The 18,907-nt window shown below is 61.4% G+C and carries 19 protein-coding genes; all 19 read right to left on the minus strand.

Annotation, left to right across the window (positions count from 1 at the left end; genetic code table 11):
• Positions 1-8: 8 nt before the first annotated feature.
• Positions 9-749, minus strand: coding sequence for a flagellar motor protein (locus HX866_RS15225; RefSeq protein ID WP_177092545.1), 741 nt, complete (start codon positions 747-749; stop codon positions 9-11).
• Complete coding sequence (locus tag HX866_RS15230) at positions 749-1,885, minus strand: protein-glutamate methylesterase/protein-glutamine glutaminase (protein WP_177092546.1); 1,137 nt, start codon at positions 1,883-1,885, stop codon at positions 749-751. The genes HX866_RS15225 and HX866_RS15230 overlap by 1 nt, the downstream gene beginning before the upstream one ends.
• Before the next feature lie 52 nt (positions 1,886-1,937).
• Positions 1,938-4,229 carry a chemotaxis protein CheA gene (locus tag HX866_RS15235; protein ID WP_177100158.1) on the minus strand — a complete coding sequence of 764 codons (2,292 nt, stop codon included), beginning with the start codon at positions 4,227-4,229 and terminating at the stop codon, positions 1,938-1,940.
• Between the two features lie 14 nt (positions 4,230-4,243).
• The gene (locus HX866_RS15240; RefSeq protein WP_177140059.1) at positions 4,244-5,032 is read right to left on the minus strand and encodes a protein phosphatase CheZ; all 789 of its coding nucleotides are present in this window, start codon (positions 5,030-5,032) and stop codon (positions 4,244-4,246) included.
• 22 nt (positions 5,033-5,054) lie between these two features.
• Entirely contained in the window at positions 5,055-5,426 is a 372-nt protein-coding gene (locus HX866_RS15245; protein ID WP_003183998.1) for a chemotaxis response regulator CheY, read from the minus strand.
• Between the two features lie 170 nt (positions 5,427-5,596).
• Positions 5,597-6,337 (minus strand): RNA polymerase sigma factor FliA, encoded by a 741-nt coding sequence (gene fliA, locus HX866_RS15250; RefSeq protein WP_177092549.1) that lies wholly within the window; start codon positions 6,335-6,337, stop codon positions 5,597-5,599.
• The gene (gene fleN, locus HX866_RS15255) at positions 6,334-7,167 is read right to left on the minus strand and encodes a flagellar synthesis regulator FleN (protein WP_040069867.1); all 834 of its coding nucleotides are present in this window, start codon (positions 7,165-7,167) and stop codon (positions 6,334-6,336) included. Before fleN ends, fliA begins: the two co-directional genes overlap by 4 nt.
• A 121-nt stretch (positions 7,168-7,288) precedes the next feature.
• Positions 7,289-8,617 carry a flagellar biosynthesis protein FlhF gene (flhF, locus tag HX866_RS15260; RefSeq protein ID WP_177092550.1) on the minus strand — a complete coding sequence of 443 codons (1,329 nt, stop codon included), beginning with the start codon at positions 8,615-8,617 and terminating at the stop codon, positions 7,289-7,291.
• A gap of 11 nt (positions 8,618-8,628) precedes the next feature.
• Complete coding sequence (gene flhA / locus HX866_RS15265; protein ID WP_177092551.1) at positions 8,629-10,758, minus strand: flagellar biosynthesis protein FlhA; 2,130 nt, start codon at positions 10,756-10,758, stop codon at positions 8,629-8,631.
• Between the two features lie 119 nt (positions 10,759-10,877).
• Positions 10,878-11,537 (minus strand): hypothetical protein, encoded by a 660-nt coding sequence (locus tag HX866_RS15270; RefSeq protein WP_177092552.1) that lies wholly within the window; start codon positions 11,535-11,537, stop codon positions 10,878-10,880.
• A gap of 187 nt (positions 11,538-11,724) precedes the next feature.
• Positions 11,725-12,864, minus strand: a complete 1,140-nt coding sequence (gene flhB / locus HX866_RS15275; RefSeq protein WP_177092553.1) for a flagellar biosynthesis protein FlhB — start codon at positions 12,862-12,864, stop codon at positions 11,725-11,727.
• A gap of 3 nt (positions 12,865-12,867) precedes the next feature.
• Positions 12,868-13,650: a flagellar biosynthetic protein FliR gene (gene fliR / locus HX866_RS15280; RefSeq protein ID WP_177092554.1), complete on the minus strand. Its 783-nt coding sequence runs from the start codon at positions 13,648-13,650 to the stop codon at positions 12,868-12,870.
• 1 nt (position 13,651) lies between these two features.
• A complete protein-coding gene (gene fliQ, locus HX866_RS15285) occupies positions 13,652-13,921 on the minus strand; it encodes a flagellar biosynthesis protein FliQ (RefSeq protein ID WP_100939027.1) in 270 nt (89 codons plus the stop codon).
• Between the two features lie 15 nt (positions 13,922-13,936).
• On the minus strand, positions 13,937-14,689 hold the full coding sequence (gene fliP, locus HX866_RS15290; protein ID WP_177092555.1) for a flagellar type III secretion system pore protein FliP: 753 nt from the start codon (positions 14,687-14,689) through the stop codon (positions 13,937-13,939).
• Complete coding sequence (gene fliO / locus HX866_RS15295; protein WP_177092556.1) at positions 14,689-15,123, minus strand: flagellar biosynthetic protein FliO; 435 nt, start codon at positions 15,121-15,123, stop codon at positions 14,689-14,691. The genes fliP and fliO overlap by 1 nt, the downstream gene beginning before the upstream one ends.
• On the minus strand, positions 15,124-15,591 hold the full coding sequence (fliN, locus tag HX866_RS15300; RefSeq protein WP_177092557.1) for a flagellar motor switch protein FliN: 468 nt from the start codon (positions 15,589-15,591) through the stop codon (positions 15,124-15,126). It lies immediately after the preceding gene.
• 56 nt (positions 15,592-15,647) lie between these two features.
• Complete coding sequence (gene fliM, locus HX866_RS15305) at positions 15,648-16,616, minus strand: flagellar motor switch protein FliM (RefSeq protein ID WP_103495952.1); 969 nt, start codon at positions 16,614-16,616, stop codon at positions 15,648-15,650.
• Positions 16,617-16,625: 9 nt separating this feature from the next.
• The gene (fliL, locus tag HX866_RS15310) at positions 16,626-17,132 is read right to left on the minus strand and encodes a flagellar basal body-associated protein FliL (RefSeq protein ID WP_177092558.1); all 507 of its coding nucleotides are present in this window, start codon (positions 17,130-17,132) and stop codon (positions 16,626-16,628) included.
• A gap of 209 nt (positions 17,133-17,341) precedes the next feature.
• Positions 17,342-18,808 (minus strand): flagellar hook-length control protein FliK, encoded by a 1,467-nt coding sequence (locus HX866_RS15315; protein WP_177092559.1) that lies wholly within the window; start codon positions 18,806-18,808, stop codon positions 17,342-17,344.
• Positions 18,809-18,907: the final 99 nt, after the last annotated feature.

Consider the following 18,907-nt stretch of genomic DNA (forward strand, 5'->3'; position numbering starts at 1 on the left):
CTACTCCATCAGTCCATGAAGCCTTGCAGCTTCAATTCAATGGAGCGCGGGTTCTCGCCTTCGGCAATCGACAGGATGCCTTCAAGGAGCATTTCCCGGTAGCGTGACTGGCGCAGGGCAATCGACTTGAGCTTGCTCGCCACCGGCAGCAGCACCAGGTTCGCACTGGCCACACCGTAGATGGTGGCAACGAAGGCCACGGCAATGCCGCTACCCAGTTGCGAAGGATCGCCGAGGTTGCCCATCACGTGAATCAGGCCCATGACCGCACCGATGATACCGATGGTCGGCGCATAGCCGCCCATGCTTTCGAAGACCTTGGCGGCTTCGATATCACGGCTTTCCTGGGTGTAGAAATCCACTTCGAGAATGCTGCGGATAGCCTCCGGCTCGGCGCCATCGACCAGCAGTTGCAGGCCCTTGCGTGAGTAGGTATCCGGCTCGGACTCGGCGATGCTTTCCAGGCCCAGCAGGCCTTCCTTGCGCGCCGTCAGGCTCCAGTTGACCACGCGCTCGACGCCGGCAGGCAGATCGATACGCGGGGGGAAGAGGATCCAGATGACAATCTGCATGGCTCGCTTGAACGCGCTCATCGGCGATTGCAGCAAGGCCGCGCCAATGGTCCCGCCGAGCACGATCAAGGCGGCCGGACCGTTGGCCAGGGCCCCGAGGTGCCCGCCTTCGAGGAAGTTGCCGCCGATGATGGCGACAAACGCCAGGATCATCCCGATAAGGCTCAACACATCCATCAGAGGCAGGCCTCGACCAGATGCTTGCCGATTTCATCCAGGCTGTAGACCGCGTCGGCCAGCTCGGCCTTGACGATGGCCATGGGCATGCCATAGATCACGCAACTGGCTTCGTCCTGGGCCCAGATGGCACTGCCACCCTGCTTGAGCAGGCGCGCGCCTTCACGACCGTCGGCGCCCATGCCGGTGAGGACCACCGCCAGAACTTTGTCGCCGTAGGACTTGGCTGCGGAACCAAAGGTGATATCCACGCACGGCTTGTAGTTGAGACGCTCGTCGCCCGGCAGAATTTTCACCGCGCCACGCCCGTCGATCATCATCTGCTTGCCACCCGGCGCGAGCAAGGCCAGGCCCGGGCGCAGGATGTCACCGTCCTCGGCTTCCTTGACGCTGATCTGGCAGAGCTTGTCCAGACGTTCGGCAAAGGCCTTGGTAAAGGCCGCCGGCATGTGCTGGATCAACACGATGGGCGCCGGGAAGTTGGCCGGCAACTGGGTCAGGACCCGCTGCAGAGCCACCGGGCCGCCGGTGGACGTACCGATGGCGACCAGCTTGTAGGCTTTGCGCTTCGGCGCGCCGGAGGTCGAGACCGAGGCGTGTGCCGGAGCATGTGCCGGAGCGCGGCTGGCCACCGGCGTGGTCCGCACAGGTGCCGGCGCGGAGCTGGTGTAGCTGCTGGAGGTCGCTGCCGGCGTGGGTGCCGGTTGCGGCGCGGCAGGCACACTGCTGAAGCGACGGTTGCTGCGCGAGATGCTGTGCACCTTCTCGCACAACAGTTGCTTGACCTTCTCCGGGTTGCGCGAGATGTCTTCGAAATTCTTCGGCAGGAAGTCCACGGCCCCGGCGTCCAGCGCATCGAGGGTCACTCGGGCGCCTTCGTGGGTCAGGGACGAGAACATCAGCACCGGTGTCGGGCAGCGCTGCATGATGTGCCGCACGGCCGTGATGCCATCCATCATCGGCATCTCGTAGTCCATGGTGATCACGTCCGGCTTGAGGGCCAGGGCCTGATCGATCGCTTCTTTACCGTTGGTCGCCGTACCGACGACCTGAATGCTCGGATCCGCCGAAAGGATTTCCGAGACGCGGCGGCGGAAAAACCCCGAATCATCCACCACCAGGACCTTGACTACCATAAACACTCCGTTAGGCACGGCGGCGGGCTTGAGCACCGCCGCCGGACCAGAATCAAATACGCCGTGCGGCGTAGCGCTTGAGCATGCTCGGCACGTCGAGAATCAGCGCAATGCGACCGTCACCGGTGATGGTGGCGCCCGACATGCCCGGTGTCCCCTGCAGCATCTTGCCCAGCGGTTTGATAACCACTTCTTCCTGACCCACCAACTGATCGACGACAAAGCCGATCCGCTGGGTGCCCACCGAAAGGATCACCACGTGGCCTTCACGCTGCTCTTCGTGAGCAGCCGAGCTGACCAGCCAGCGCTTGAGGTAGAACAGCGGCAGGGCCTTGTCCCGGACGATCACCACTTCCTGGCCGTCGACCACGTTGGTGCGCGACAGGTCGAGGTGGAAGATCTCGTTGACGTTGACCAGCGGGAACGCAAAGGCCTGGTTGCCGAGCATGACCATCAGGGTCGGCATGATCGCCAGGGTCAAAGGGACCTTGATGACGATCTTCGAGCCCTTGCCCTTGGTCGAGTAGATGTTGATGGTGCCGTTGAGCTGGGCGATCTTGGTTTTCACCACGTCCATGCCCACACCGCGCCCGGAGACGTCGGAGATCTCGGTCTTGGTCGAGAAGCCCGGGGCGAAGATCAGGTTGAAGCAGTCGGTCTCGCTCAGGCGATCGGCTGCATCCTTGTCCATCAGCCCCTTCTTCACCGCGATGCTGCGCAGCACGTCGGCGTCCATGCCCTTGCCGTCATCGGAGATCGACAGCAGGATGTGGTCGCCTTCCTGCTCGGCGGAAAGGATCACCCGACCGCTGCGGGACTTGCCCATGGCTTCGCGGTCGGCGGGTTCTTCAATGCCGTGGTCGACCGAGTTGCGCACCAAGTGGACCAGCGGGTCGGCCAGGGCCTCCACCAGGTTCTTGTCGAGGTCGGTCTCTTCGCCCACCAGTTCCAGGTTGATCTCTTTCTTCAACTGCCGGGCCAGGTCGCGAACCAGGCGCGGGAAGCGGCCGAAGACTTTCTTGATCGGCTGCATGCGGGTTTTCATCACCGCGGTCTGCAGGTCGGCGGTCACCACGTCGAGGTTCGACACGGCCTTGGACATGGCTTCATCGCCACTGTTCAAGCCCAGGCGCACCAGGCGGTTACGCACCAGCACCAGTTCGCCGACCATGTTCATGATCTCGTCCAGGCGCGCGGTATCGACCCGCACAGTGGTTTCCGCTTCGCTGGCGGCCGGCTTTTCGCCAGCCGCAGCGGCAGGCGCCGGGGCACGGGCCGGAGCCGGTGCCGCAGCGGCAGCAGGCGCCGGTGCGGCCTTGGCCGGAGACGGGGTAGCGGCCACCGGGGCTGGCGCCTTGGCAGCTGGCGCAGGCGCGGCGGCGGCAGCCGGTTTGCTCGCGACCGGAGTGGCCACGGCGGTGGCTGCGGCCACTTCGGTGAACTTGCCCTTGCCATGAAGCTCGTCGAGCAGCGATTCGAATTCCTGGTCGGTGATCAGGTCGCCGCTTGCAGCGCCGGTTTTCTCTGCCGCCTGGGCCGAAGCCGCCGTGGTGTCGAGCGCCTCGACCTTGAACGAACCCTTGCCATGCAACTGATCGAGCAAGGCTTCAAATTCGTCATCGGTAATATCGGTACTTTTTTCAGCCCCGCCGCTGGCAGCAGGAGGGGCCGCCGATGGCGTCGGCGCCGCCACGGCATCTGCCGCGAACTGGCCCTTGCCGTGCAACTGGTCGAGCAGGGACTCGAACTCGGCATCGGTGATTTCGTCGCTGCCGGCCTCGCCTTGCGCTGCCGCCACGGCTTTTGGCGCTTCGGCCTCAGCCTCGGCCTTGACGCTGTTCAAGGAGTCGAGCAGCAACTCGAATTCGTTGTCAGTGATGTCGCCGGACTCGCTTTCAGCGACCGGTTCAGGCTCCGCCACCTCGGCCACTGGCGCGGCCACTTCTTCGGCACCCGCCGGTTCCGCCAGGCGCGCCAAGGCCGCCAGCAGCTCCGGGGTCGCCGCAGTGATCGGGCCACGTTCACGCACTTCGCTGAACATGCCGTTCACCGCATCCAGCGCTTCCAGGACCACGTCCATCAGCTCCGAGTCGACGCGCCGCTCACCCTTGCGCAGGATGTCGAACACGTTCTCGGCGATGTGACAGCACTCCACCAGCTCATTGAGCTGGAGGAAGCCGGCGCCCCCTTTTACAGTGTGAAAACCGCGAAAGATTGCATTGAGCAGGTCCGCATCATCAGGCCGGCTTTCCAGCTCGACCAGTTGTTCGGACAGTTGCTCCAGAATCTCGCCGGCCTCAACCAGAAAATCCTGAAGGATCTCTTCATCGGCGCCGAAGCTCATGTGTTTGGGTGCTCCTAGAATCCAAGACTGGAAAGCAAATCGTCGACATCGTCCTGACCGGACATAACGTCTTCACGTTTATCGGCATGAATCTGCGGACCTTCACCCTGGGCCATCTGTTTTTGTGGGTCTTTTTCGGCAAGAAGCGCATCACGGTCATGTTCGATACCGGCAAAGCGGTCGACTTGACTGGCCATCAGCACCAATTTGAGCAAATTGCTTTCCACTTCGGTGACCATCGTGGTCACGCGCTTGATCACCTGACCGGTAAGGTCCTGGTAATCCTGGGCCAGCAGAATATCGTTCAGCTCGCTCGACACCGAGCGGGTTTCCTGCTCGCTGCGGGACAGGAACGTCTCGACCCGGCGCGCCAGCTCACGAAACTCCTGGGCACCGACTTCGCGCCGCATGAAACGGCTCCAGTCGGCGCTCAGGGCCTTGGCTTCCACGTTCAGGCCAGTGACCCTCGGGGTCGCACTCTCCACCAGATCCATGGTGCGATTGGCCGCCGCCTCGGTCAGCCGGACCACATAGGACAGGCGTTCGGTGGCGTCCGTGATCTGCGAGACCTCCTCGGCCTGCGGCATATGCGGGTCGATCTGGAAGTTGACGATCGCGCTGTGCAATTCGCGAGTGAGCTTGCCAACTTCCAGGTACAGGCCACGGTCACGGGTCTGATTCAGCTCATGGATCATTTGCACCGCGTCGCCAAACCGACCTCTTTCAAGGCTTTCGACCAGTTCGCGGGCATGTTTTTTCAGGGTTAGTTCAAAATCACCCAGTGAAGATTCGTTGTGCTCCATAGCGCCCCCGTGGTGGACTTCATCAGCCGATGCGTTCGAAGATTTTCTCGATCTTCTCTTTCAACGCCTGGGCTGTGAATGGTTTGACCACATAGCCGTTTACACCGGCCTGGGCAGCTTCGATGATCTGCTCGCGCTTGGCTTCAGCCGTGACCATCAGCACCGGCAGGTGCTTGAGCTTTTCATCGGCGCGCACGTGACGCAGCAAATCGATACCCGTCATGCCGGGCATGTTCCAGTCGGTGACCAGAAAGTCGATGCTACCGCTGTTGAGGACGGGAATCGCGGTAGTACCGTCATCCGCCTCAACCGTGTTGGTGAACCCGAGGTCACGCAACAGGTTCTTGATGATCCGCCGCATCGTTGAAAAATCATCAACGATGAGGATTTTCATGTTCTTGTCCAATTCGACCTCCAAGCAGTCTTAAACGCGTTCAGCACCTGGACGCGCTGTTCAATCAATTCGGCACAGCACTCAACGACTGCATGGAAACCCCATCCGGCCGAGTCACCCACCAGGCGTAACGCCAAGTCGGTCTCGTACGCAGTGTTCCCACACTGCCTTCAGCGCGCTCGCCACTCCCCCAAACGCCCCCGCAAACGGGCCGCGCACTGGCTGTGTAACTGGCTGACTCGCGACTCGCTGACCCCCAGCACCTCACCAATTTCCTTGAGGTTCAGCTCCTCGTCGTAGTACAGCGCCAACACCAGTCGCTCACGCTCCGGCAAATTGGCAATCGCATCCGCCAGCGCCGCCTGGAAGCGTTCATCTTCCAGGTCGCGCGACGGTTCGAGATGAGCACTCGCGCCGTCCTCGTGCAGCCCTTCATGCTCGCCGTCCTGCAACAGGTCGTCGAAACTGAACAGGCGGCTGCCCAAGGTATCGTTCAAAATCCCGTAATAATCATCGAGACTTAACTGGAGTTCGGCTGCAACCTCGTGATCTTTAGCGTCGCGACCGGTTTTTGCTTCAATTGCACGAATTGCGTCACTGACCATGCGTGTATTGCGGTGCACCGAGCGCGGCGCCCAGTCGCCCTTGCGCACTTCATCGAGCATCGCACCACGGATACGAATGCCGGCGTAGGTCTCGAAACTGGCACCTTTGCTTGCGTCGTATTTGGTCGAGACTTCCAGCAGACCGATCATCCCGGCCTGGATCAGATCCTCGACCTGAACGCTGGCCGGCAGCCGCGCCAGCAAGTGATAGGCGATACGTTTGACCAGGGGCGCGTAACGTTCGATCAATTCATACTGGCTGTCACGCGACGACTTGGAATACATGCGATAGCCACTGGCAGTCATAGCACCGGTCCCGCACTCGTTTGATGCACCAGACGCTCGACAAAAAATTCCAGATGCCCCCGCGGATTGGCGGGCAACGGCCAGGTGTCGACCTTCTGAGCGATAGCCTTGAACGCCAAGGCACATTTCGAACGAGGAAATGCCTCATAGACCGCACGCTGCTTTTGCACGGCCTTGCGCACACACTCGTCATAAGGAACGGCGCCGACGTATTGTAGGGCCACGTCCAGGAAGCGATCCGTGACCTTGGTCAACTTGGCGAACAGATTGCGGCCTTCCTGCGGGCTCTGGGCCATGTTGGCCAGTACGCGGAAGCGGTTCATGCCGTAGTCGCGATTGAGCAACTTGATCAAGGCGTAGGCGTCAGTGATCGACGTCGGCTCGTCACAGACCACCAGCAGCACTTCCTGGGCCGCGCGGACAAAACTGACCACCGACTCACCAATACCCGCGGCGGTGTCGATCACCAGCACGTCGAGGTTGTCACCGATATCGCTGAACGCCTGGATCAGGCCGGCATGCTGTGCCGGGCTCAGATGTACCATGCTCTGGGTACCCGAGGCCGCCGGCACGATGCGAATCCCGCCCGGGCCTTGCAACAGCACATCGCGCAGTTCACAACGGCCCTCGACCACGTCGGCCAGGGTGCGTTTGGGGGTCAGGCCCAAAAGGACGTCGACATTCGCCAGTCCCAGATCGGCATCCAGCAGCATGACACGACGGCCAAGCTCAGCCAGCGCCAGGGATAAGTTCACTGACACGTTGGTCTTCCCGACGCCACCTTTGCCGCCGGTCACCGCGATCACCTGTACGGGATGCATGCTGCCCATGTTCTCTTCTTACCTTGTCTTGCTTAGACGGAAGGCCACATAAGTGGCTGCGCGTTCACTTGTCGGAACAATGCGTGGCAGACCATCGATGTAGGTAATTTGCAACGTCTCAATACTCATCTCAGCCCACCCGCTTTGACGGGCTGTGATAGATATCAGCGAACATATCGGCCATGGCCTCCTCGCTGGGTTCTTCCTGCATTTGCACGCTGACTGCCCGGGACACCAGCTGATGCCGTCGCGGCAGGTGCAGGTCATCCGGAATGCGTGGTCCATCGGTCAGATAGGCCACGGGCAATTCGTGACTGATGGCCAGGCTCAGCACTTCGCCGAGGCTCGCCGTTTCATCAAGTTTAGTCAGGATGCACCCGGCCAGCCCGCAGCGCTTGTAGCTGTGGTAGGCGGCGGTCAGCACCTGTTTCTGGCTGGTGGTCGCCAGTACCAGATAGTTCTTCGCCTTGATCCCGCGTCCGGCCAGGCTTTCCAGTTGCATGCGCAACGCCGGGTCGCTGGCCTGCAGGCCGGCGGTATCGATCAGCACCACGCGCTTGCGCAGCAGCGGATCGAGGGCCTGGGCCAGGGACTGGCCCGGGTCGACATGGGTCACCGACACATTGAGGATCCGTCCCAGGGTCTTGAGCTGCTCCTGGGCACCGATACGGAAGCTGTCCATGCTCACCAGCGCGATGTTCTGTGCGCCGTACTTGAGCACGTAGCGCGCCGCCAGCTTGGCCAGCGTGGTGGTCTTGCCCATGCCGGCGGGACCGACCATGGCAATCACACCGCCCTCTTCCAGCGGCTCGATTTCCGGCGTGACGATCATCCGCGCCAGATGCGCCAGCAACATGCGCCAGGCTTGGCGTGGCTCGTCGATCTCGGTAATCAGTTCCAGCAGGTCCCGCGACAGCGGCCCGGACAGGCCGATGCGCTGCAGGCGACGCCAGAGGTTGGCCTGTTGCGGCTGACGGCCTTGCAACTGGTTCCAGGCCAGGGAGCCAAGCTGGACTTCCAGCAGCTCGCGCAGGCCGTTGAGTTCAGAACGCATCGAGTCGAAGACCCGCTGGTCCACCGCCGGGGCGTGCACCACCGGAGCTGGGGCCGGGCGTCGCGGTTCGTCGAAGGTTGGCTCGATCAACGGCTCGGCAGCGGTCAACGGCAAGCCGGCGAACAGTTGGCGATTGGTCGCGGTGTCGGTGTCGCCTTCGCTGCGCAGGCTCAGTTCGGCCTGGGCGGTGACGATGCGCGACTGAGTCTTGCGCAGCTCGTCTTCGAGTTCCATGTTCGGCACCCGCGGCGACAGCGCCGAGAGCTTGTAGTCCAGGGCAGCCGTCAGCTCGACACCGCCCGCAATCCGGCGGTTGCCGATAATGGCCGCGTCAGAGCCCAGCTCATCACGAACGAGCTTCATGGCCTGACGCATATCGGCGGCGAAAAAACGCTTAACTTGCATAACCCACTACCTCAGCCGTTGGGCCCTACTGTCGCAACGATGGTCACTTGCTTGTTGTCCGGAATTTCCTGGTAGGCCAAGACATGCAGACTTGGCACCGCCAGTCGTCCAAACCGCGAAAGCATCGCGCGAACCGGTCCAGCTACCAGCAGGATCACCGGCTGCCCTTGCATTTCCTGGCGCTGGGCGGCGTCGATCAGCGAACGCTGGAGTTTTTCGGCCATGCTCGGCTCCAGAAGAACGCCTTCTTCCGAGCCTTGTCCGGCCTTCTGCAGACTATTGAGCAATATCTGTTCCAACCTTGGTTCCAAGGTGATCACAGGCAGCTCCGGATCAAGCCCTACAATGCTTTGGACGATTGCGCGGGACAATCCGACGCGCACCGCGGCAACCATAGCGGCAGTATCTTGACTCTTGATGGCATTGTTTGCGATCGCTTCGGCAATGCTGCGTATGTCGCGGACCGGCACGTGTTCGGCCAGCAACGCCTGCAACACCTTGAGCAGATGCGACAACGAAATGATCCCCGGCACCAGCTCTTCAGCCAGCTTCGGCGAGCCCTTGGCCAGCAATTGCATGAGTTGCTGGACTTCCTCGTGACCGATCAGCTCGCTGGAGTGCTTGTAGAGAATCTGGTTCAGGTGCGTTGCCACCACGGTACTGGCGTCAACCACGGTATAGCCCAGGGACTGCGCCTGGGAACGCTGACTGACCTCGATCCAGACCGCCTCAAGGCCGAAGGCCGGGTCCTTGGCGGTAATCCCGTTGAGCGAGCCGTAGACCTGGCCCGGGTTGATCGCCAACTCGCGATCCGGGTAAATCTCGGCTTCGGCCAGGGTTACGCCCATCAGGGTCAGGCGGTAGGCACTCGGTGCCAGGTCGAGGTTGTCACGAATATGCACAGTGGGCATCAGGAAGCCCAGGTCCTGGGAGAGCTTCTTGCGCACCCCCTTGATCCGCGCCAGCAGCTGTCCACCCTGGTTGCGGTCCACCAGCGGAATCAGGCGATAGCCGACTTCCAGGCCGATCATGTCGATGGGACTCACGTCATCCCAGCCCAGTTCCTTGGTTTCCATGGTCCGCGCTGGCGACGGCAGCAGCTCCTGCTGGCGCTGGACTTCAGCCAGGGCCTGGACCTTGGCGACGTTCTGTTTTTTCCAGGCCAGATAAGTGATGCCACCGGCAACGGCGGCCAGGCTGAGGAAGGAGAAGTGCGGCATGCCCGGCACCAACCCCATCACCGCCATCAGGCCGGCGGCAACACCAAGGGCCTTGGGCGAAGCGAACATCTGCCGGCTGATCTGCTTGCCCATGTCTTCCGAGCCGGAAGCCCGGGTCACCATGATCGCCGCCGCTGTGGATAACAACAGTGATGGCAATTGCGCCACCAAACCGTCACCGATGGTCAGCAAGGCGTAGACCTTGCCGGCGTCGGCAAAACTCATATGGTGCTGGAAGATCCCGACCGCCATGCCGCCGATCAGGTTGATGAACAGAATCAGCAGGCCGGCGACGGCGTCACCGCGGACAAATTTGCTGGCACCGTCCATGGAGCCGTAGAACTCGGCTTCCTGGGCGACTTCCAGACGGCGCAGCTTGGCCTGTGGCTGATCGATCAGGCCGGCGTTGAGATCGGCGTCGATCGCCATCTGCTTGCCGGGCATCGCATCGAGGGTGAAACGCGCGCTCACCTCGGAAATCCGTCCGGCACCCTTGGTGACCACGACGAAGTTGATGATCATCAAGATCGCGAAGACCACGATACCGACCACGTAGTTGCCGCCGATCACCACCTCACCGAAGGCCTGGATCACTTTACCGGCGGCGGCGTGACCTTCCTGGCCGTGAAGCATGACCACCCGGGTCGAGGCCACGTTCAAGGCCAGACGCAACAGCGTGGCGATCAGCAGGATGGTCGGGAATACCGCGAAATCCAGCGGCCGCAGGGCGTAGACGCAGACCAGCAGGACCACCAGCGACAACGCAATGTTGAAGGTGAAGAACACGTCCAGCAGGAACGCCGGCACCGGCAACATCATCATTGCCAGCATGATCAACAGCAGTACCGGCACACCGAGGTTGCCCCGACCGAGACTGCTCAGGTTGCTGCGCGCCGAGTTGAGAAGTTGAGAGCGATCCACCGGTATTCCCCGTCACCTTGAAGCAAACTTTTGACGCCACGGGCGCCATAGGCCTGCCTCTGCAAGAAGCCTTCCAACTTTTGCAGGTCAAGGTAACGAGCCGCCTCCTACGAAGGGTTTCACTGGGCGATGCCGATCTCGCTCGCGGTCAGCTTGCCAAAGTGCAGGTCACTCCCCTTCATGTACAAGATCCCACGATTCAACCAGGCATCCCCGACCTTGACCTTGTCCTCATGGAAATACCCCAGAACGACCACCGCCGTCGGGGCACGCGAAAGCAGGTCATGCCCCAGCATCAAATTGAGTGCCCACTGAAATTCGATGATGGGCAAATCAGCAATGACGATCTTGCGCTTGCGGTCGTGCCAGCGAAAATCCTGCCCGACCGTGATAAAGACATCATCGTCGAAGAACTCGAAAACCGGCTTGCCATAACGCCTCGAAAAGTCGTTCGCGGACCAATCACTCAAGTAGTTATCCGGATTGCTGAATACCCTGCAGAGCTGCTCGAATGAATGGATACGCCCCGCAGCGCCGGAAAGATAACTATACGAATGGTGATAGGCCAGCCCGGCCAACTCGGGACGGATGGCATTGATAGGCGCATCGAGATAACCCGGAATATGGGCGTCGGCCACTTCTTTGAAACGTTCGAAATCCAGTAACAACCTGAAGGTCATCGAATAGCCGATCGCACCGATCTCGGGCTTGTCTTCCAGCCGCCCCGATACAAATACCAAACCCATTCCTTGCAGGTGCTCGTATTGATTGTCGCTCATGATCGCTCGCTCTCTTGAGGGGTCATCCTTGAGAACAATGAACTCTCCATGCCCCCATAAGACGCCAGGCAAACGAACAGGATCTACTGTCAGAATTGACAGTTTTGCGCAAAAAACATTGCCACTGGTCGCCTTCCCCTGGAAAACGATCAATGTGGAATGCGTAAACCGGACGCTTTCAGCCGCCTCAGGAATCGCGGCGCAGGTCCGGCGGAATTGGCAGATCGCCCTTGAGCGGCTCCGGGCGCTTGCCCTTGCCGGCGCGGTACTGGCGGATCTGGAAGACGTACGCCAGTACCTGCGCCACCGCCAGGTAAAGGCCCGCCGGAATCTCCTGATCCAGCTCCGTGGAGTAGTAGATCGAACGCGCCAGGGCCGGCGATTCGAGCAGCAGGATGTCGTGTTCGACGGCGATCTCGCGAATTTTCAAGGCCACGAAGTCACTGCCCTTGGCCAGCAACAGCGGCGCTCCGCCTTTGTCCGCGTCGTATTTGAGCGCCACGGCATAGTGGGTCGGGTTGGTGATCACCACATCCGCCTCGGGAATCGCCGCCATCATCCTCCGCTGGGACATCTCGCGCTGCAACTGACGTATCCGCTGCTTGACCTCTGGCCGCCCCTCCTGGTCCTTGTGCTCGTCACGGACTTCCTGCTTGGTCATCAGCAAGCGCTGGCGGGCGGTATAGAGCTGCACCGGGACATCCACCGCGGCAATAATCAACAACCCCAAGGACATCCACAAGGTACTCCAGCCAACCACCTGCAGGCTGTGGATGATTGCCATTTCCAGCGGTTCATGGGCGATCCGCACCAGGTCGTCGATATCCGAAGACAGCACCGAGAGCCCCACGAACAGGATGATGGTGAACTTGCCGATCGCCTTGAGCAGCTCTATCACCGACTTGGCCGAGAACATCCGCTTGATCCCCGGGAAGGGGTTCATCCGACTGAACTTCGGCGCCAGGGAGCTGGCCGAAAACAGCCACCCCCCGAGGGCGATCGGCCCGATCAGGGCGGCGGCCAGGGCGGTCAGCAGGATCGGCTGCACGGCCCAGATTGCCATTTCCCCCGAGCGCAGGAGAAAAATCGTCATGTAGCGCTGGTCGAGCACGACTTCCCGGGTCAGGGTGAAGTTCATGCGCATCAACTCGGCCAGATCCTGGGCCAGGGCGCCGCCGAAAATCAGCAAGGCGCTGGCACCGGCCATCATCACGGCAAAAGTGTTGAGTTCCTTGGATCGGGCAACCTCACCCTTATCCCGGGCATCCTTTTTCTTTTTGTCCGTGGGGTCTTCTGTCTTGTCCTGGCCACTCTCGCTCTCTGCCATGGCTCAATGCGCCCGTGCCAGATCGCGTAAAAACTGCAGGGACTGAACGGCCAGCGGTTGATACTGATTGAGAATGTCGTCCAGGCTGATCCAGAGAATGAACATCCCCAGCACCAGGATCAGCGGAAAACCGATGGAGAAGATGTTCAACTGCGGCGCCGCACGGGTCATGATGCCGAATGCGATGTTCACCACCAGCAACGCGGTGATCGCCGGCAACACCAGCACCAGCGCCGCCCCGAGCACCCAGCCGAGCTTGCCGGCGATTTCCCAGAAGTCGGTGGTCGACAGCCCGCTGCCCACCGGAAAGGTGGTGAAACTCTCGGTCAGCACTTCGATAACCACCAGATGACCGTTCATTGCCAGGAACATCAGCGTCACCAGCATGGTGAAGAACTGTCCGATCACCGCCGCCGAAACCCCGTTGACCGGGTCGACCATGGACGCAAAGCCCATGCCCATCTGAATCGCGATGATCTGCCCGGCCACCACGAAGGCCTGGAAAAACAATTGCAGGGAAAAACCGAGCAAGGCACCGAAGATGATCTGCTCGGCGATCAGCAGCAACCCGCTCAGGTCCAGCGGATGCACCTCAGGCATCGGCGGCAGTCCGGGGGTGATGACCACGGTGATTGCCAGGATGAAATACATCCGGATCCGGCGTGGCAACAGGGTGGTACCGAAAATCGGCATGGTCATGATCACCGCGCCGACCCGGAACGCCGGCAGCATGAAGCTCGCGACCCAGCTGCTGATCTGCGTATCGGTCAGCGCGAGCAGCGACATATCAGCCGATGACCTGCGGAATGCTGCCGTACAGCGACAGGATGTACTCCATGAACTTCTGCACCAGCCAAGGCCCGGCGACGATCAGGGTGACCAGCATCACCAGCATGCGCGGCAGGAAGCTCAGGGTCTGTTCGTTGATCTGGGTGGCCGCCTGGAAGATCGCCACGATCAAGCCCACCACCAGGCTCGGGATCACCAGCACGGCAACCATCAGGGTGGTCAGCCAGAGAGCATCGCGGAATATGTCGACTGCGACTTCAGGAGTCATTGCACGTCACTCACTCTAGACACCGCCAAAACTGCCGGCCAGGGTACCGATGATCAGCGCCCAGCCATCCACCAGCACAAACAACATGATCTTGAACGGCAGGGAAATAATCAGTGGCGACAACATCATCATACCCATGGCCATCAGCACACTGGCCACCACCAGGTCGATGATCAGGAAGGGAATGAAGATCATGAAGCCGATCTGGAACGCGGTCTTCAGCTCCGACGTCACGAAGGCCGGCACGATAATGGTCAGCGGCGCCTGGTCGGGCGTAGCGATGTCGGTACGCTTGGACAGGCGCATGAACAGCTCCAGGTCGCTGCTGCGGGTCTGTGCCAGCATGAAGTCCTTCAGCGGCCCCTCGGCCTTGAGCACCGCGTCCTGGGCCGACATCTTGTCAGCCAGGTAGGGCTGCAGGGCGTCATGATTCACCTTGTCGTAGACCGGCGCCATGATGAACATGGTCAGGAACAGCGCCATGCCCGTGAGGATCTGGTTCGACGGCGTCGACTGCAGGCCCAGGGCCTGACGCAGGATCGAGAAGACAATGATGATCCGGGTGAAACTGGTCATCAGCATGAGGAACGCTGGAATAAAACTCAGCGCCGTCATGATCAGCAGGATTTGCAGGTTGACCGAATATTCCTGCTGGCCGTTGGCCCCGGTGCCCAGGGTGATCGCCGGGATCGACAACGGATCGGCGGCCAGCGCCAACGGCGCCGCCAACAGCAAGACCAGCGTCAAGACTAAACGCAAAGCGCCCATCACTTCTTATCCTTACCCAGCAATTCCATCAGGCGTTGAGCGAACTCAGGCGTGGCCTGCTCGCCGCTCGGCATCTGGACCGGTTCCTTGAGCACATGCAACGGAGTGATGGTGCCTGGCGTCAGCCCGAGCAGGATCTGCTCGTTGCCGACCTGCACCAGCACCAGGCGATCACGTGGCCCGAGGGCCCGCGAGCCGATCAGCTCGATGACCTGCCGCCCCTTGGCCCCCGGCCCGACCTGTTGCACACGACGCAACAGCCAGGCGAGGACAAAGATGATCCCCAGCACCAGCAGCAAGCCGAGCAAAAGTTGCGTCAACTGCCCGGCCATGCTGCCAGGCGCGCTCGGCGTGGCCGCCGCTGCCGTGGCCAGCGGCTCCGCCGCCCAGGCACTGAGGGGCGACAGCAGCAAGATGCCGAGAAGCCGGCTCATTCAGCGCAACTTCTTGATGCGTTCGCTCGGGCTGATCACGTCGGTCAGACGGATACCGAACTTTTCGTTGACCACCACCACTTCACCGTGGGCGATCAGCGTGCCATTGACCAGTACGTCCAATGGCTCGCCGGCCAGGCGATCAAGCTCGATCACCGAGCCCTGGTTCAATTGCAGCAGGTTGCGGATGTTGATATCGGTGCTGCCGACTTCCATGGAGATCGACACCGGAATGTCGAGGATCACCTCCAGGTTCGGACCGTCCAGGGTGACCGGATCGTTGTTCCTCGGCACGCTGCCGAACTCTTCCATGGGCAGACGGCTTCCACCCGACGAGTTGCCGGAATCAGCCGCCAGCAAGGCATCGATATCGGACTGGCCGGCATCACCGGTTTCCTCCAGTGCGGCAGCCCATTCGTCAGCCAGGGCCTGGTCGTCCGGAGAAGTCATATCGTTATCATTAGCCATCAGTTGTCCTCGGCAAGCAGAAATTCAGTTAACACAGCGCATTCCTGATCGACACCCTAGCGGCGCCCGATCGCCTCAATCACTTGCAGTGCCAGGTTGCCCTTGTGGGAACCGAGCTTGACCTTGAACGACGGCACGCCATTGGCGCGCATGACCATCTCTTCCGGAAGCTCAACCGGAATCACGTCGCCCGGCTGCATGTGCAGGATGTCCCGCAGGCGCAGCTGGCGACGGGCAACCGTGGCACTGAGCGGCACGGCGACATCGAGCACGTCTTCGCGCAGGGCCTTGACCCAGCGCTCGTCCTGGTCGTCCAGGTCCGACTGGAAACCGGCGTCGAGCATTTCCCGCACCGGCTCGATCATCGAGTACGGCATGGTCACGTGCAGGTCGCCGCCACCACCGTCGAGTTCGATATGGAAGGTCGATACCACCACCGCTTCGCTGGGACCGACGATGTTGGCCATGGCCGGGTTCACTTCCGAGTTGATGTACTCGAAATTGACTTCCATGATCGCCTGCCAGGCTTCCTTGAGGTCGATGAACGCCTGCTCCAGCACCATGCGCACCACCCGCAGTTCAGTGGGGGTGAATTCACGGCCTTCGATCTTGGCGTGGCGGCCATCGCCGCCGAAGAAGTTGTCCACCAGCTTGAACACCAGCTTGGCGTCGAGGATGAACAGGGCGGTGCCGCGCAACGGCTTGATCTTCACCAGGTTGAGACTGGTGGGAACATAGAGCGAGTGCACGTATTCGCCGAACTTCATCACCTGCACACCACCCACCGCCACGTCGGCGGAACGGCGCAACATGTTGAACATGCTGATGCGGGTGTAGCGGGCGAAACGTTCGTTGATCATCTCCAGGGTCGGCATGCGTCCACGGACGATGCGATCCTGGCTGGTCAGGTCGTAACTTTTGACACTGCCGGGCTCGGCAGCGGTTTCGGTCTGTACCAGACCGTCATCGACGCCATGCAAGAGGGCGTCGATCTCATCCTGGGACAGCAGATCCTGCACGGCCATGTCGTGATCCTACTGCAATACGTAGTTAGTGAAGAGCAGCTGTTCGACCACCACTTTGCCGACTTCCTTCTGCGCCACTTCCTGCACGCTGGCAGTGGCTTTCTGGCGCAGCAGTTCCTGACCGACCGGAGTCGCCAGGGTTTCGTAGGTCTGACCGGAGAACAGCATCACCAGGTTGTTGCGGATTACCGGCATGTGCACCTTGAGAGCATCCAGGTCGGCCTGGTTACGCGCCAGCAAAGTGATGCTCACCTGCATGTAGCGCTGGCGGCCAGTGGCGTCCTTGAAGTTGGTGACAAAGGCTGGCGCCATGGGCTCGAAGATCGCCGGCTGCTTACCGCTGGTGGCGGCTTCGGCCGGTGCCGGTGCCGGCTTGCTCTGGGCACTGTGCATGAAGTACCAGGTCGCCCCCACCGACAAGCCGACGGCCAGCAGCACGCCCAGCACAATGACGATGATGAGCTTGAGTTTGCTTTTACTGCCGGGTTCTTTTACCGCTGCTTCGCTCTTCGCCATGCCAATAATCCGTCACTATTCGATTTTTCATAGTCGTACGGCAAGGCTGGAGCAAGTGTTATGCCAGATTGGAAGCAAGGGAGGCATGAATCCTGCGGGAGCTGACTTGCCGGCGATGGCGTCCGGATGGACGCCGCCAGGCTCGAGGGCCTCATCGCCGGCAAGCCGGCTCCCACAGTGACGGCGTCGCCCCTACAGCGCGGGCGGCGTCAGGCGTAATAGTCGACCGCGCTGGACCCCACCACCACGCTGGCGCTGACGGCAGCCGCCTCACTGACCGCGGCAATCGACAGGTCATCCTGGCTGTCGTCGCCCAGGCTAGCGCCGGTGCCACTGCCTTTTTGCGCCTGCTGCTGTTGCTGCTGCGCGCCCTGGCCCTGGCCGGCCCAGCCACGGGCCTGGTCGGAAACACTGACATCGGCTTGCCCCAGGCCTTGCTGCTGCAACATGTCACGCAGGCGTGGCATGTTGCCTTCCAGGGCGTCGCGCACCCCGGCGTGGGCGCTGATGAAGCTGATCTGCGTCGGCTGGTCGGCGGACATGTTCACCTTGATATCCAGGCGCCCCAGCTCGGCGGGCTGCAACTGGATCTCCGCCGACTTGAGGTTGGCACTGGAGAGGTACATGACCCGATTAACCACTTCCTCGCTCCAACCGCTCTGGTGCATCGCCAACGGCTGGTTGACCGGCAACGCATTCGCGCTCTTGGGCGTGGCTGCCTGGGTCAGGGCCGCCAGGCGATTGGCGAAGTCGTCGACCCGGGTGTCGCTGGACGCACTCTTGATATCCTTGAGGCCATCATCGATCAGGCTCTTGAAGGATTTGTCGCCGCCCTGGTCGCTGCTGCCCGGATCGGTTTTCTGATCCAGCATGGTGACGACGTTATTGGCCTGGTTCTGCGCCAGCGTCGAATCAGTGGCATCAGTGTTGGTGTTATCGGTGGACTTCGCCGAGGTCTGGCTGCCACTCGAGACGTGCCCCCCCTGCTCCATGGCCAGGCGTACTGCCGGCAGGTTGTCCAGCGGATCGGCGGACGGGTCGAAATCACCGCCAGCGCCAGGCGCTGTCGCCGGCGTGGTCGCGGCCTTGACCGCCGTCGCCAGCGGAGCCTGGATCAGAGTCGGATCGACCGGTGCCGCTGCAGCGGGAACCGGAGTCGCAGCCGCAGCGGCCTGGAGCAGGGCCGGGTCAACGGTCGGGTCCGGCGTCGCCACGGCGACGGGCGTATCGGTCGTCGTGCCGGTGTCGTCGCTGGAAGCCGTCTTGTCGTCGGACTTCGAGGTATCGGTCGATGCCGTCGTGCCGTCAGCCGCCGTCTTGTCAGGGGCACCCTTGTCATCGGCAGAGGCCGTCTTGCCATCCACCTTGGTGGTCTTGTCGGCAGGCAAGGATTTGCCGCTACCGGCAACCGACGACTGTGGGGCGGCATCCTGATTATTGGCGTTGCTGGCCGGCGCATCCGGTTTCGACGCTACCACCGGAGCCTTGTCCGCCATCGGTTTGACCGGATTGAAGGCAACCTGGGCCGGATTGCTCTGGGTATTCTGGTAGACCTGCGCGAAGCTGAAAGCATTGTCCTTGGGCGGCGCGACAACGGTTGGCGCCGGAATGACAGGATCCGCTTGCGGCTTGACGGCAGCGCTGGCCTGGAGAAGCGAATTAGGGACGAATGACATTGATACGGTCTCCGCTGCACGGGGTCATAAGTACAGTGCAGGAAGTAATAGCAAGGTTCGGGCCAAATTCGCCCTGCCGACTCAGGCGCGCCCCATCCG

Source organism: Pseudomonas gingeri (genome assembly GCF_013386165.1).
Lineage (GTDB): Bacteria > Pseudomonadota > Gammaproteobacteria > Pseudomonadales > Pseudomonadaceae > Aquipseudomonas > Aquipseudomonas gingeri_C.

Bases quoted from the DNA above. Each gene is read 5' to 3' on its own strand.
- HX866_RS15225 (WP_177092545.1), bottom strand. From the start codon at position 749: ATGGATGTGTTGAGCCTTATCGGGATGATCCTGGCGTTTGTCGCCATC.
- HX866_RS15230 (WP_177092546.1), bottom strand. From the start codon at position 1,885: ATGGTAGTCAAGGTCCTGGTGGTGGATGATTCGGGGTTTTTCCGCCGC.
- HX866_RS15235 (WP_177100158.1), bottom strand. From the start codon at position 4,229: ATGAGCTTCGGCGCCGATGAAGAGATCCTTCAGGATTTTCTGGTTGAG.
- HX866_RS15240 (WP_177140059.1), bottom strand. From the start codon at position 5,032: ATGGAGCACAACGAATCTTCACTGGGTGATTTTGAACTAACCCTGAAA.
- HX866_RS15245 (WP_003183998.1), bottom strand. From the start codon at position 5,426: ATGAAAATCCTCATCGTTGATGATTTTTCAACGATGCGGCGGATCATC.
- fliA (WP_177092549.1), bottom strand. From the start codon at position 6,337: ATGACTGCCAGTGGCTATCGCATGTATTCCAAGTCGTCGCGTGACAGC.
- fleN (WP_040069867.1), bottom strand. From the start codon at position 7,167: ATGGGCAGCATGCATCCCGTACAGGTGATCGCGGTGACCGGCGGCAAA.
- flhF (WP_177092550.1), bottom strand. From the start codon at position 8,617: ATGCAAGTTAAGCGTTTTTTCGCCGCCGATATGCGTCAGGCCATGAAG.
- HX866_RS15270 (WP_177092552.1), bottom strand. From the start codon at position 11,537: ATGAGCGACAATCAATACGAGCACCTGCAAGGAATGGGTTTGGTATTT.
- flhB (WP_177092553.1), bottom strand. From the start codon at position 12,864: ATGGCAGAGAGCGAGAGTGGCCAGGACAAGACAGAAGACCCCACGGAC.
- fliR (WP_177092554.1), bottom strand. From the start codon at position 13,650: ATGTCGCTGCTCGCGCTGACCGATACGCAGATCAGCAGCTGGGTCGCG.
- fliQ (WP_100939027.1), bottom strand. From the start codon at position 13,921: ATGACTCCTGAAGTCGCAGTCGACATATTCCGCGATGCTCTCTGGCTG.
- fliP (WP_177092555.1), bottom strand. From the start codon at position 14,689: ATGGGCGCTTTGCGTTTAGTCTTGACGCTGGTCTTGCTGTTGGCGGCG.
- fliO (WP_177092556.1), bottom strand. From the start codon at position 15,123: ATGAGCCGGCTTCTCGGCATCTTGCTGCTGTCGCCCCTCAGTGCCTGG.
- fliN (WP_177092557.1), bottom strand. From the start codon at position 15,591: ATGGCTAATGATAACGATATGACTTCTCCGGACGACCAGGCCCTGGCT.
- fliM (WP_103495952.1), bottom strand. From the start codon at position 16,616: ATGGCCGTGCAGGATCTGCTGTCCCAGGATGAGATCGACGCCCTCTTG.
- fliL (WP_177092558.1), bottom strand. From the start codon at position 17,132: ATGGCGAAGAGCGAAGCAGCGGTAAAAGAACCCGGCAGTAAAAGCAAA.
- HX866_RS15315 (WP_177092559.1), bottom strand. From the start codon at position 18,808: ATGTCATTCGTCCCTAATTCGCTTCTCCAGGCCAGCGCTGCCGTCAAG.